Origin of the sequence: Citrobacter sp. Igbk 17, assembly GCF_028069775.1 — a bacterium.
GTDB lineage: Bacteria > Pseudomonadota > Gammaproteobacteria > Enterobacterales > Enterobacteriaceae > Citrobacter.
Genome location: NZ_JANEWI010000012.1, coordinates 15,105 through 30,219 on the forward strand (window position 1 = coordinate 15,105; position 15,115 = coordinate 30,219).

Here is a 15,115-nt window from a genome sequence, read left to right on the forward strand (position 1 = left end):
GCTTTCGGGCCTGTGTGGGCCTTGTAGGCCGGATAAGACGCTGAGGCGTCGTATCCGGCATCTTATTGATTACTGCATTCCGCGTGTTTGTAAAAACAGGATGGTGGCGGCAACGCGAGAGCGGACGTTCAGTTTACGCAGCAGGTTGCGGATATGCACTTTCACCGTTTGCTCGGAAATGTTCAGTACAGATGCAATCTGTTTATTCGATAATCCCTGAGCCAGTTCATGTAACACATCCAGCTCGCGTTCGGTGAGTACGCTGAACGGATCTTCCTCGGCACCAAACAGTTCCCGTTCCCGCAGATAATCGCTGACGCGTTGGCTAAAGGCTTTACCTCCTTTTGCGCCAGCGCGAATGGCTTCCAGCAGGACTTCAGGATCGCTGTCTTTAAGCAAATAGCCATCCGCGCCGGCATCAATCAGGGCGTACACATCGCTGGCGGCATCCGAAACGGTCAGAATAATAATTTGTGCAGTAACGCCATCCCGGCGTAACGCATTCAGGGTATCCAGTCCGCTCATGCCTTTCATATTGAGATCGAGCAGGATCACATCAAGATCCAGACGGTTTGCCAGATCGATAGCGCTTGCACCGTCGCCGGCTTCAGCGACAACATCGAATGCGGTATCCAGTTGTAATAATTGACTAATTCCTCGCCGCATGAGTGGGTGATCATCAACGATCATCACCTTAAAAGGTGTTAATTCAGGCATCTTCTTCTCCTGAGTACTCTTAATTTCGTTATATTCCGGGGCATGGGATAATCCTGATTTATCACGTAGATGATAAGGCAACGTGACCTTACTTTTTACAGGTGCAAATAGTATATCCTGACTCAAAAAGCTCTCATTGGAATTTTTACAAAGAAAACTCTTTATGATTTGAATCAAGGTGGTGGCGGTTTGCGAGACGAAAGTATTCTCGATTTGCTGTTTGACAACATTAATTAAATATCAACATTAATAAGTGGCAATAATAAGCAATGTTGATATTGAAGGTGCAAGCAGTTGGAAGAGAACTCCGCAGACGTCACCCAGGCGGCACGACGTGCGCGACATACTCATCCCAGCGCTCTTCATGCAAATGGGTGACTTGGGCCAATAGAGTAAGCGTAATTTAACTTAAGAATATAAAAAACACTAAAATGCAATAGGAATAAAGTGAAAGCGCATTTATTGCCTTTACTTTTGTTTGCATTTTGTGCTTTTTTGGCAAGAGGCGCACAGCTAAGTTCGGTTTCGTACTTTGGGGGATAGGGTGAAGTTCAGGGATGAAAGAAAGCTGGCATTACTGATTGGGATGTTAGTTTTGCCGTTCTCAACGGTTTCTGCCGCACCACTCTCTCCTGCGGATCGTAATACCATTCAGCAGCAACAACAGCAGCTACTTAATGAAAACCAGCGCCAGCGTGAAGAGCTGGAGCGTAGCGTTACGCTGCCCGAAACCGTCACGTCGAAAACGCCAGCCCGGACTGCAGGGCCGTGTTTTATGATTTCGCGCATTGATATTGACGGCGCAACGACGTTGTCCGCCGCTGCCTCGGCAAAGCTTACCGCGCCGTGGGTGAATCAATGCCTGGATATTCCTCGCCTGACGGAACTGACAAATGCAATTTCCGACTGGTATATCAGCAGAGGTTACATCACCAGTCGTGCCTTTTTAACCGAACAGGATCTCTCCTCTGGGGTGCTGCACATTACGGTGCTTGAGGGAAAATTGCAGCAAATACGTCTGGAAGGTGTCCCATCGCGCACGCTGAAAATGATCTTTCCGGGGCTGGAAGGAAAGATTCTCAATCTGCGTGACATTGAACAGGGTATGGAGCAGTTGAACCGGGTTCGTCAGACGCCGGTGGAAATTGAAATTTTGCCGGGCAGCCAGCAAGGGTTATCAATAGTAAATCTGAGCGCCACGCCTGAATTCCCCGTTAACGGCTCCGTCAGTTTTGATAACAGCGGACAAAAGAGTACCGGAACCGGACAACTGAGCGGGGCATTATTTTTCAATAATATGCTTGGGCTGGCGGATAAATGGTTTATCAGCGGCGGGCGTAGCAGCGATTTTTCCAGCAGTAAAGATGCGCAGAACGTTGCTGCTGGCGTGAGTGTTCCTTACGGCTACGGATTGCTGGATTACAGCTACAGCTGGAGTAACTACCTCAGCACCATTGATAACAATGGCTATTTCTGGCGCTCCACCGGTGACAGCGAAACCCATCGTCTGACCGGCTCCTGGGTTTTGTTTCGCAACGGTGAGATCAAAACCGCAGCATCGCTGGGTCTCACGCATCGAATCAATCGTAACAGATTGAATGATGTCCTGCTGGAAACCAGTAGCCGCAAGCTTTCCAGCGTTTCGCTGGGTATCAACCATACGCAAAAAATTGCTTCCGGCGTTGCGACGTTTAACCCCTCATTCACCCAGGGCGTGCCGTGGTTTGGCGCAGAGGATGACAATGATAAACAGGGTGATGTGCCAAAGGCAGAATTTCGCAAGTGGAGCGTCAGCGGCAGTTTTCAGCGCCCGCTGACAGAAAGACTGTGGTGGCTGAGCAGCCTCTATTTTCAATGGTCACCGGACCGCCTTTACGGCAGCGAACGCCTGACGCTGGGCGGTGAAACATCGGTACGTGGCTATAAAGAACAATACATTTCAGGAGATAACGGCGGCTACTGGCGCAACGAAGTGAATTACTCGCTGTTTACGCTGCCGGTGTTGGGACAGATTGGCGCGATAGCGGCATTCGACGGCGGCTGGCTGAAACAAGATAGCGTTGACAGGTATGCCTCCGGCACGTTGTGGGGGGCCGCGCTGGGATTAACCAGCTCAGGGCGCTGGTTCTCCAGTCAGTTTACCGTAGGAACGCCAGTGAATTATCCGGACTGGCTGGCACCGGATCATCTCAATGTGTATTACCGCGTTGCGGTGGCATTTTAAGGAACAAGGATGATGAAAAAGGATCAGGTGCGTTTCTCCCAGCGTTTGCTAAGTGGCATGTTGAGTTTCCTGCTGGCTACCCAACCGCTGCTCCCGGCGATGGCTGCCGCCATCACGCCTGAAGGCAATACGCAGATGGATAAAGCCGCCAATGGTGTTCCGGTGGTGAATATTGCCACGCCGAACCAGTCCGGGATTTCACACAACAAATATAACGACTACAACGTGGGAAAAGAGGGGCTGATCCTCAACAACGCGACCGGGCAATTTACCCAAACCCAGCTCGGCGGCATCGTCCAGAATAACCCGAACCTGCGTCCCGGAAAGGAAGCGTCAGGGATCATCAACGAAGTTACCGGCGCTAACCGTTCGCAGCTTCAGGGCTATACGGAAGTGGCGGGTAAAGCGGCGAACGTGATGGTCGCCAACCCGTATGGCATCACCTGTAACGGCTGCGGTTTTATCAACACGCCTAACGCCACCCTGACTACCGGTAAACCGGTGCTGGATGCTAACGGTAACCTGCAGTCGCTGGATGTGAGCAAAGGTAGCATTACCATTGAAGGCAAAGGGCTGGATGGAAGCCAGAGCGATGCGGTGTCAATTATTGCCCGCGCCACGGAAATTAACGCTGCGCTACACGCCAAAGATCTGAATGTTATCGCCGGGGCGAATCACGTTGCGGCGAATGGCCAGACGAGCCCGCTGAATGGCGAAGGGGATGCACCGAAAATTGCGGTAGACACCGGCGCATTAGGTGGGATGTACGCTAACCGTATTCATCTGGTCTCCAGCGAGAAAGGGCTGGGAGTCAACCTCGGGAATCTGAATGCCCGTCAGGGTGATATCACCCTCAATGCTAACGGGAAATTAACGATCGGCAACAGTCTGGCAAACGGTGGTCTTTCCGCCAGTGGCGAAGGCGTCACGTTGACCGGCAACCATAAGACTGCAAGCGGGATGGTCATCAACAGCACCGGGGCGTTAGCGCTACAAGGAGCAAATCTCTCCAGTGGCGCAAACGTGCAGTTGGGTAGCGATGGCAAGATGACGATCGAGGGTGGCGGGATTGCCGCAGTTGGCGAGTTGCACGTGGCTGCTAAACAGAATGTAGCCGTTGCCGCAACCACTCTGGTTAGCCAGAAAAACACCTCACTGCGCAGTGACGGTTCGCTGACAATCAACGACGGTAGTCTGACCAGTAAAGAAAAACTGGATGTCGCGAGTACTAATGGGCTGACGCTGACCCGCTCCACGCTAGGGAGTGATGCTGATGTTAGCCTTAACAGTCACGGTAATCTGTCGGCTAAAGGGGGATTGCTCTCTGCAGGTAACGGACTCACGCTGAAGGCGCAGCGCATAGCGCTGGATAACGCCAGTCGGGCCGATGCGAAAGGAGCATTAAGCCTGGCCGGTAGCGAAATGAACAATCAGGGACAGGTCAATGCGGGAGGCGCATTGTCTCTTTCCGGTGACCACCTCGTGAATGGGGGTCAACTGGCGGCAAACGGCAGTCTTGATGCTTCTGTCAGCCGTCTTAGCAACACAGGTCTGATGCAGGGTAACAGCGTATCGGTCCATAGCGGGGCGCTGGATAATAAGGGCACGCTGGCGAGCGGTGGCCTGCTTTCAGTTCAGACGTCAGCTCTGAACCAGCAGGGGATCCTGAGCGCGAAAAACGATGCGGATATCCGGGCTGATGCCACGCTGCGTAATAGTGGAAAGTTGCTCTCTGATGGCACTCTGGCGGTTCAGGCCGCGTCAGTTGAACAATATGGCGTCCTCTCTGGCAACCGGGGGGTGACAGTCAATGCTGAAAACCTCAACGCCGCGAAAGATTCGCTGATCGCCGGGCAACAGGGCATACAGTTAAACGCTGCGCAAAACCTGAACCTGAACGGTCAGGTTAATGCCGCTGGTGCGCTTAACGTGGGCGCAAAGCAGCTGACTACTGGCAAGGACGGTCATCTACAGAGCGGTCTGGACCTTGCGATTACCGGCAACAGCGTCACGCTGGACGGTGTACAGGCGGCAAAAGGTTCGCTGGACGTAACGGCGGACAGGCTGAGTCATGGCGGAAAATCCACCGGGACACATGTTGGTTTCAGCGCGCAGCAGTCAGTTGATAACCAGGGCGAACTGCTGGCAGACACTCTGACGCTCAGCGCGGCGACGTTGACCCATAGCGGCAGTGCCAGCGCTGAACGCATCTCGATTATTGCACCTGAAATGCTCACCAGCAGCGGCTCTCTGGTAGCCGAGACGTTAACTCTTCGCAGTCAGCATGTTGTGAACAGCGGTCTGATGCAGGGCAACGCGGCAATGGACCTGCAGATTGATACGTTAGATAACCTTAGCGGCGGCTCGCTCTATGCCCGGCGTTCTCTGGCGCTGGATATACCGTATCTGACCAACCATGGGTTGATTACCACCGACGGTTCATTGCACCTCAACGGTCGTCAGTTGGTTAACGGCGGAGAAATTAACGGCGTTAATCTGCAAAGTGAATATGCGACGGTAAAAAACGAAACCGCGGGGCGCCTGCTGGCGAACACGTCATTATCTGTTAACGGACAGCAGACAGATAACCTCGGACTCATGGCCGCCGATACGCTCGTGCTGAACAGTCAGGACGTGAATAACGACGGCAATGTGCTGTCGATGGGTGAATTGAGCCTGAAGAATCAGACCCTGCACAACACCGGCTTGCTACAGGGCGGCACGCTGAATCTGGAAGCAAATACGTGGCAAAACAGCGGTAATGCGTTAGGTGAAGCGGAGGTAACGGCAACGGTACACGACGCGTTCACTAACCAGGGCAAGGTACTCAGTCAACAAGGTATGACCGTGCATGCCGCCAGTGCGAATAACAGCGGAATGCTGGCGGCGAAGGTGCTGGCATTACGCGGCGATCTCAGCAGCAGCGGGATCCTGCAGGGGAATCAGACGCTTGCCTGGGATGGCAATCGCTTCACCAACCTTGCGGGTGGGCAGGTAACCAGCGGCGAAGCGTTGCATCTTAGCGGAAAGCGTATCGACAACGATGGCCAACTTGAGGCCCGTACGGCGGCGATTACGCTGGACATCCTGCGGAACGGCGGCAGCATTCAGGCTCAGAATAGCCTGAAGATCACTGCCAGCGAGCGACTGGACAATCAGGGAGCGCTGCGCAGTCTGAATCTGTTCGAACTGGCTGCAGCGCAGTTGTTTAACGACAAAACGATTGCAGCAAAATCCCTTAGCATTTCCGCGCCGGAGCTTATGAATAACGGCACTGTGCAGGGTAATTCGGTGCTACAGCTCACCACCCGCAATCTGTTTAATGGTCAGCAGGGACAACTGGTTAGCGGTGCGGGGCTGGATTTAGGCCTCGATACGCTGGAAAACCACGGTCTGCTGCTGACGAATACCGACTTCACGCTGCGTGGCAACACATTAATTAACGCCGGTGATATTCAGGCCGATTCCCTGGACCTGACGCTGGCAAACTCAGTTGAAAACCAGGGGAACCTGGTGGCGAAACAGGGGGCGTCGATAAATACCGCCTCTCTGGATAACCGCGGTACGCTGGCGGCGAAAAGTGTCACTCTGGATGGAAAATCCATCCGTAACAGCGGTCTGGTTCAGGGTAATGACAGTACCTCGGTTTCTGCGAATACCTTCACCACGGATGCCACAGGCAAATGGCTGGCCGGTAATGCGCTGTTGGTGCATACCGGTGCGATGGAAAACGCCGGCATACTGCAGGGCGATGTCCTGACATTCACTGCCGGCTCGCTGAATAACAGCGGCGTGCTTAACGGTTTACATGGCCTGGAAGGCAAGCTATCCGGGCGACTTATCAACCCCGGACACATTCAAAGTGGCGGCGCACTGACGCTGACGGCTGATGATATCAACAGCGCCGGCCGTATTGCCGGTGACAGGCTGACACTTGCAGCCTCGATGTTAAACAATACAGGTCTGTGGCAGGGGACAAACGGACTGGCCCTGTCTGGCGATGTACTCACGACGGGCATAACATCCCGTACGCTGAGCGGCGGCGCGTTGACCTTTGATGCCAGCAGTATAACGACGCAAGGAACGCTGCAGGGGCAGCAACTTACGCTGACCGCTGATGACTGGCTGCACAAAGGCTCGCTGATAAGCCTGGGTAATCTGACGGCGACTGTAAACAACGGCCTTACCACGTCAGGCGACATGATGAGTCATGGCGGAATGTTACTGACCGCGCAGCAGCTTGATAACAGTGGAAAACTGCTCAGCGAAAGCGACGTAACGCTCGACGGCGCACAGCTTGATAACAGCGGCACGGTACAGGGAAAGACCCTGACCCTGCAGCAAAACCGGATCCACAACCAGGGCACGCTGACCGGCCTGCAAAGCCTGACGCTGGAAGCACGTCAGCGTCTGATGGCGCGCATGGCGATGGCTTCACCGCAACAGGAATTGATTAACGCAGCAGGCGGTTCACTGCTGACGCAGGGTACGCTGAAACTCACTTCTGGCGATGTGACGAATAATGGTACATGGCAGGGGCAGTCGATTCAGCTCAATGCGCAAACGCTGACAAACAATGGGGCAATACACAGCGCCGACGCTCTGCAGCTTACGCTCGCGAATAACCTGACTTCTGCGGCTGGCAGCAAAATTACCGCGCTGGGTAACGCGACGCTACAGGCGCTTTCTCTGACTAACTCCGGGCAATGGACGGCGAAAAATCTTACGCTGAAGGGGACAACCCTCGATAACAGCGCGGCAATTAGCGGCGTAAATGCGCTCACGCTTGCCATGAACGGCGCGGTCAGGCAGCAGAAAGCGGGCAGTATGCTGAGCGGTGGCGCGTTGGATCTGACTGCGGCGTCAGTCACCAACGAAGGCAAAATTCAGGGTGCTACGCTGGGCATGACGTCCGGCACATTGACCAACAGCGGACGCCTACAAGGGGATAATGGCGCAACGCTGTCGCTGAGCGGCGATTTGATAAACCAGGCTTCCGGGGAGATTGTCAGCCGTCAGGGGCTGACGCTTTCTACGCCAGTGCTGTCCAACTACGGTTTAATGCAGGGCGGTGGAGAGACCCATCTTAACACCACAACTCGCGCGCTCAATGACGGTAAACTGCTTTCCGGCGCGGGAATGACGCTGACCACGCCGCAGTATTCCGGCGCAGGCTGGTTACAGGCGACAAACCTCATTCTGAATGCGGCAACGGCCACCAATGGCGGGAACTGGCTGGCCGACAGCGCCACGCTTACCGGTAACAATTTTACCAACCAGGGAACGACACAGGCCGGTCAACTGGCAGTGAAATACACGCAGGTGACGAATAACGGTACGCTGTTGGGCAACTCGCAACTGAGTGTTAATGCCAGTCAGGTTAACCAGAATGCGGCAGGCAAACTGTTCAGCGGTGGCGATCTGACTGTTGAAAGCCACGGGCTGGATGCGTTGGGGCAGGTGGTTGCGCTGGGTAATCTGACGCTGAAACTGGTGAATGGCTTTACTGCGCAAAGCGCGTTTGCCGCGGGTAAAACGCTGACCATGACCAGCGAAGGTGCTATCGACAACCGTAGCGTGCTTCAGGGGCAGTCGCTCAACCTGACGGCGGGCGGGCAGCTCAGCAATAACGGGCAAATCACAACGGGCAATGGTGCGAGCCACCTCAGCGGCAGCAACGTGGCGCTCAATGCCGCCGGAACGTTACAGGGCGGTGGCGATATTACGCTGACCAGTCACGGTAATATTTCAGTCGATGGTTTCACCGGCACGCGTGGTTCTCTGACGCTCAATGCGGCTGGCGCTATCGTTAATACGGCGCTGTTGTACGCGGCAAATAATCTGGCGCTTTATGCCAACACCATTACCAACCAGCGCGGCGATATCCTCGCAGGCAACAATCTGTGGATGCAGCGAGATGCGGCGGGAAATGCCAACAGCGAAGTGGTCAACACCTCCGGCAATATCGAAACCCAGAATGGTGATATCACCATCAAAACCGGGCATCTGCTAAACCAGCGGGATGGGTTGACTTTCAGTCAGAGAAAACAGGAATTTTCTAATGCATTACCTTCGGGACCATTTTTATTTCCAATCACGATTGGTGATGGTAAGAAAAAGCCGGATGTTGCGCTTAGTCTGCAGGAATGGCTGAAATCACCTGAAAATATTATCTGGAGCTATTGGGGAGAAAGTTGTGCCGGAAATAGTCAGATCTGCCACGATAGCTATAAGTATCTTTTAGTTGGGAATGATATTCGTCGTTTTATATTAAGTGAATCAATAGTTGAAGCGAATGCTACGGGGGATGCCGCACGTATTGCCTCAGGTAGGGATATTGTTATCAACGCTACAATAATGGATAACCGTGCAAGCCATATTCTTTCGGACAGAGAGGCAATACTGAGAGGAGATTCGTTGAATAATCTTTCTGCCGAAGCCGGGCATGAAATCGTTTATCAAGAGGCTGAATACCGGTGTGAGTGGTTCTCTGATAATTGCAATTTAACCCCTGAGAGACTTAAGGGCTATCCCAGATACGGTAAATGGTATCAGTCCACTGATACTTACGGAGGACTGGTTATACCCAATAAAGATGGCTTCGAATACATAGGGGTTCCGTATGTTTTAGGGGAAATTAAAAAGGAGTTTACAGCTGATAGTGAGTCATACCGCTCAGTGATTAGTGCGGGTGGGAATATTACAGCGAATTTCACTAATGACATTAGTAATACCAGCATCACGGCGAACAGTGGAGTTGGCACCACTATTTCTGTGCCAACCCTCAACACTCTCAGCAACCAAACCCTCAGTAATGGGGTGCAAAAGCAGGCGCTGGCAGGCAATGACACGGTGAGCGTCAGTTCCCCACCGTGGAACGATCGACTGCATGACGCATTGCAGCAGATTAACGGCGGCGGCACGCTGGAAAGCGGTGGCGTATCAGACGCCACGCTCAGCTCTGTTTCTACCACGCAGAAAGGGGATGCCAGCCTCGGCCAACTGAATGGCCTGATTAACCCAGGCGAGAAGGGCGTGAATACCGCCGGGCAAAATCAGGGCAAAACGGTGGATACCAGCGTGTATCCGTTGCCTTCCGGAAAGAACGGCTATTTCGTCGTCTCCGACGATCCGAAAAGCCCGTACCTGATCAACGTCAACCCGAAACTGAATGGCCTTGGTCAACTCGATCCCAGTCTGTTTGGTGATTTGAATGCCATGCTGGGTATCAAACCGGGCGAAGCGCCGCGTGAAACTAACGTTGCGTATACCGATCAAAACCAGTTTCTGGGATCGGCCTATATGCTCGATCGTCTCAAACTGAACCCGGAATATGACTACCGTTTCCTCGGTGATGCGGCGTTCGATACCCGCTATGTCAGTAACGCCATGCTGAATAAGACGGGAAGTCGTTACATCAACGGTATAGGTTCTGATCTTGACCAGATGCGTTATCTGATGGACAGCGCTGCCAGTACCCAGCAGTCGCTGGGGCTGAAATTCGGGGTGGCCCTGACGGCCGATCAGATAGCGAACCTTGAGCACAGCATGCTGTGGTGGGAAGCCGCGACCGTCAACGGTGAGACGGTCATGATACCGAAGCTATATCTCTCGCCAAAAGATATCACGGTGAACAACGGTAGCGTCATTGCCGGGAATAATGTTCAGCTTACCAGCGGGAATATCACCAACGCTGGCAGTACGCTGCTGGCGAGAAACGATCTCACTCTCGACAGTCAGAACAGCATCAACAACCTTAACAATAGTCTGATGCAGGCCGGGGGCAACCTTGCGCTGAGTGCGATTGGCGATATCAATAACGTCAGCTCCGCCATTAGCGGAAAAACGGTGACGCTGGAAAGTCTGGGCGGCGACATCAATAACCTGACGCTGGCGGAACAGATTGATGTGAGTGCCAGGGATAAATACCGCAATGTGAGCTTTAAAGATACGCTGCTGGGGTCTGTGGCATCCATTACCGCACAGGACGGATTGTCGCTCTCGGCAGGCAAGGATATCACCGTCACTGGCGCGAATCTCTCTGCGGGTGGCTCATTGCTGATGGATGCGTGGGGAGATATTGCGGTAAATGCCAACCAGATTAACGATGCCCGGAGCCACTCTGGACGCTGGATAACAGAGACGGGGCGTTCGTCAGTGGACTGGCAGGGTAGCACCATCAACGCGGGCGGTAACCTCGGTATCAATGCCGGGAATAACCTCAACGTCACCGCCAGCAATGTTAACGCGGGAGGGAATGCTCAGCTTACAGCGGGTAACGATCTCAATCTGAATGCGGCCACCACTCAGCAGAATAGCCGTAACGGCGGCAGTGAATCGCACAGCATCGGGCTTTCCCGTACCACCGTCTCAGCGGGTGACAATCTGGTGTTGAAAGCGGGTCAGGATATTAATTCCCACGCGGCCGGGCTGGCAGCGGAAAATGATGTGGGTCTGCTGGCCGGGCGTGATGTCAACCTGCTGGCTGAAGCAACGACCGACGGCGACAGCTATCGTGCGAAGAAGAAAACCGTGGTCAATGACGCCATACGCCAGCAGGGGACGGAAATTGCCAGCGGTGGCGACACGGTCATTATCGCCGGGCGCGATGTGAGTGCGCAGGCAGCGGATGTTACGGCGCAGGGCGATATCGGCGTCACGGCAGGCCGGGATGTGAATCTCACGACCGCCACAGAGAGCGATTATCACTACCAGGAAACCACGAAAACCAAAAAAGGATTCCTCAGTAAAAAGACTACCCATACGATTGAAGAAGACAGCGCTACGCGGGAAAAAGGTGCGCTGCTGAGCGGGGACAATGTGACTGTCGCCGCCGGGAATAACATTCTGGTACAGGGTTCAGCCGTTGCCGGTGACGGCAATGTGGCGCTGGGGGCTGACAACAATGTGGATATCGTTGCCGCCACCAATACGGATACCTCATGGCGCTTTAAAGAGACGAAAAAGAGCGGGCTGATGGGGTCGGGCGGGATCGGCTTCACCATCGGTAGCAGTAAAACGACGCACGATCTGCGCGAAAAAGGCACCACTCAAAGCGAGAGCTTCAGTACGGTCGGTTCTACGGGGGGCAACGTCAGTATCACCGCAGGCCAGCAGGCACATATCGGCGGCGCGGATATCATCGCCCAGAAAGATATTGCTGTTCGCGGCGATAGTGTACTTATTGAACCGGGACACGACAAACGCACCCGTGATGAGAAGTTTGAGCAGAAAACCAGCGGACTGACGGTGGCGTTGTCAGGGGCTGTGGGCAGTGCGGTGAACAGCGCGGTTTCAGCAGCGCAGGATGCGAAAGATGAGAGTGACGATCGTCTTGCGGCTCTGAAGGCAACGAAAGCGGCGCTTTCCGGCGTGCAGGCTGCGCAGGGGGTTGCAGTTGCTCAGGCCGGTGGCGATCCGAATAACGGTATAGGCGTCAGCATTTCTCTGACTTCCCAGAAATCAAAGTCTGAGCAGCATGCCCGGAGTGATACTGTGGCAGGCAGCACCCTGAATGCAGGCAACAATCTGGCTATTACGGCGACGGGTAAAGGTCAGAGCGGGAACAGCGGCGATATTCTGATCGGCGGCAGCCAGATAAAGGCGGGTGGGGACACCACGCTTGCAGCAGCGAATGATATCGTACTGAGCGGTGCGGCAAACACTCAACAGACAACCGGGAAAAATAGCAGCAGCGGCGGCGGTGTAGGGGTCAGCATTGGCGGAGGAACCAATGGCTATGGTATCAGCGTCTTCGCCAACGTGAATGCGGCAAAAGGACATGAGAAGGGTAACGGCACGGCGTGGACGGAGACCACGCTGGACAGCGGAGGCATAGTATCGATGAGCAGTGGTCGCGATGCCCTTCTGAATGGCGCGCAGGTCAGCGGCGATAAAGTGGTCGCGGATATTGGTCGAGACCTGTGGATGAGCAGCCAGCAGGACAGCAACGACTACAAATCGAAGCAGAACAGCGTAGCGGCAGGCGGTAGTTTTACCTTCGGTAGCATGACCGGTTCGGGCTATATCAGCGCCAGCCAGGACAAGATGAAAAGCACTTATGACTCGGTTCAGGAGCAGACAGGGCTTTTTGCGGGCGATGGCGGATTTGATGTGGCGGTGGGACGTCACACGCAACTGGACGGTGCGGTAATCGCTTCGACGGCAACGGGGGACAAAAACAGCCTGGATACCGGAACGCTGGGGTTCAGGGACATTCATAACGAAGCGGACTTTAAGGTCAGTCATTCAGGCGTCAGCCTGAGCGGCGGCGGTTCTTTTGGCGGCGACACGTTCAAAGGCAATATGCCGGGTGGAATGATTTCAGCGGGTGGCAACAGCGGGCATGCGGAAGGAACTACGCAGGCGGCGGTAGCGGTAGGAACAATTACGGTTCGTGATACAGCGAACCAGCAGCAGGATATATCCGGTCTGAGCCGTGATACAGAACATGCGAACGACAGCATCAGCCCGATTTTTGACAAAGAGAAAGAGCAGAAGCGGCTGCAGACGGTAAGTCTCATCAGTGATATTGGCGGTCAGGCAGCGGATATTGCCAGAACACAGGGAGAGATAAATGCGCTGAAAGAGGCGCGCAAGGACAATCCGAATCTGCCTGCGGATAAGCTGAAAGATACGCCGAAGTATAAGGAAGAACTGGCGAAGTATGGCACGGGCAGCGATATTCAGCGGGGGATTCAGGCGGCAACGGCGGCGCTTCAGGGGCTGGCTGGTGGTGATATGGGGGCCGCGCTGGCGGGGGCGTCAGCACCGGAGCTAGCGCATCTACTTAAATCGACAGAGGGCAATACTGCGGTAAATGTTATTGCCCACGCGATACTGGGCGGTGCAGTGGCGGCGATGCAGGGAAACAGCGCGGCAGCGGGCGCAGCGGGTGCGGCAACGGGTGAACTTGCGGCCCGGGCGATTGCAGGTATGCTGTATCCTGATGTGACTGATCTGTCGCAACTGAGTGAGGATCAGAAGCAGACCATCAGCACGCTGGCAACGATATCAGCAGGGATGGCCGGTGGTCTGTCGGGTGACAGTACGGCGTCGGCGGCTGCCGGGGCGCAGGCCGGGAAAAATGCGGTTGAGAATAATTTCCTGAGCAGTACCTCCTCGGAAAAACGTGATGCTTTGGCAGAGAAAGTCTTAAAAGGCGATAAATCCCTGCAAACTGCGAAAGAGTTTTTACAACTTGAGAATGCCGATAAACGTAGCGATGCACTGGTTGCTAAGTTCAATAAAGAACCAGCGGAATTGAGCACGGCAGAGCGAACCGAGTTGGTAAGTTATTTGAAGATATATGCATCTGACATGCAGGCAAAATATGGTGAGGCAGTAACTAAAGAGCTGATCGCAGGAATGCTGACTGGGCAGGATTATATGAAGTCAGCGCCACAGACAGAGGCGCAGCAGAAAGCACAAACCATCATGAATACCTGGGGTTATCATAAATCCAACACCAGTATTGGAGACCCGGTATTGTTATTTGGTAGCAGTGTCCTTGGCACCACAATAAAAGAAGGTATGGTGCTTAATGCGGCAATCGGTGTGGGCGTGAATACGACCGTACAACTTAGCGGGAATGATCCTTTCAGCTATGTTGATGCAATTCTCGCCGGTGTGACAGCTGCCGCGACTACAGGTAAAAGTTGGCAGGCATCAGCAGCGATCAATATGGGAGGTGCTGCGATTGGCAGTGTGATTAAAGGGGAAGATCCGACTAACTCTGTGATAAGCACTGGCTTTGGTAGTGCGGCTGGTAGTTTAGGGGGAAAATATGTTGATTCATTGTCTCCGGTAACTGATCAAGTGACAAAGGATATTATTGGTGCAGTTACAGGTTCGACTGCTTCTGAACTTACAGGAAAAGCTGTAAAAGATGAGTTAGACAAGCGGGAGAAGAAGCAATGAATCTCTTCAACAAGGTTGGTATCTTTTGGCTTCTTTTCCTGGTTGTGTACTGTACTGCCTTAATTTCTGTTGTTCTTTTCATATGTCAACTAGGAGTGTCAACAATTTTCTTCATCAAGGATGGGGCATTCCTTTTTTCATGGGAAGAGGCACTATATATCGCATTGAAAAAAGGGAGCATCGCAGGAGTAGTATTAGGTGCTGGAGTATGGTTGAAAAATAAATTGCATAAACGTCGTTGAGAATAACTTCCTG

4 protein-coding genes are annotated in these 15,115 nt (G+C 53.6%); 3 read left to right on the forward strand and 1 reads right to left on the reverse strand.

Going from position 1 to position 15,115, the window contains the following annotated elements:
- Positions 1-69 precede the first annotated feature (69 nt).
- The gene (narP, locus tag NNO08_RS09395; RefSeq protein WP_202038243.1) at positions 70-717 is read right to left on the reverse strand and encodes a nitrate/nitrite response regulator protein NarP; all 648 of its coding nucleotides are present in this window, start codon (positions 715-717) and stop codon (positions 70-72) included.
- A 586-nt stretch (positions 718-1,303) separates the two neighbouring features.
- Between narP and NNO08_RS09400 the strand changes: the two genes are divergently transcribed.
- Genes NNO08_RS09400 through NNO08_RS09410 form a run of 3 tightly spaced genes read left to right on the forward strand, consistent with a single transcriptional unit; the run spans position 1,304 to position 15,102 of the window.
- Positions 1,304-2,941 carry a ShlB/FhaC/HecB family hemolysin secretion/activation protein gene (locus NNO08_RS09400; RefSeq protein WP_271456639.1) on the forward strand — a complete coding sequence of 546 codons (1,638 nt, stop codon included), beginning with the start codon at positions 1,304-1,306 and terminating at the stop codon, positions 2,939-2,941.
- Between the two features lie 12 nt (positions 2,942-2,953).
- Complete coding sequence (locus tag NNO08_RS09405; RefSeq protein WP_271456640.1) at positions 2,954-14,860, forward strand: hemagglutinin repeat-containing protein; 11,907 nt, start codon at positions 2,954-2,956, stop codon at positions 14,858-14,860.
- Complete coding sequence (locus tag NNO08_RS09410; protein ID WP_267455941.1) at positions 14,857-15,102, forward strand: hypothetical protein; 246 nt, start codon at positions 14,857-14,859, stop codon at positions 15,100-15,102. The genes NNO08_RS09405 and NNO08_RS09410 overlap by 4 nt, the downstream gene beginning before the upstream one ends.
- The last annotated feature ends 13 nt before the right edge of the window (positions 15,103-15,115 follow it).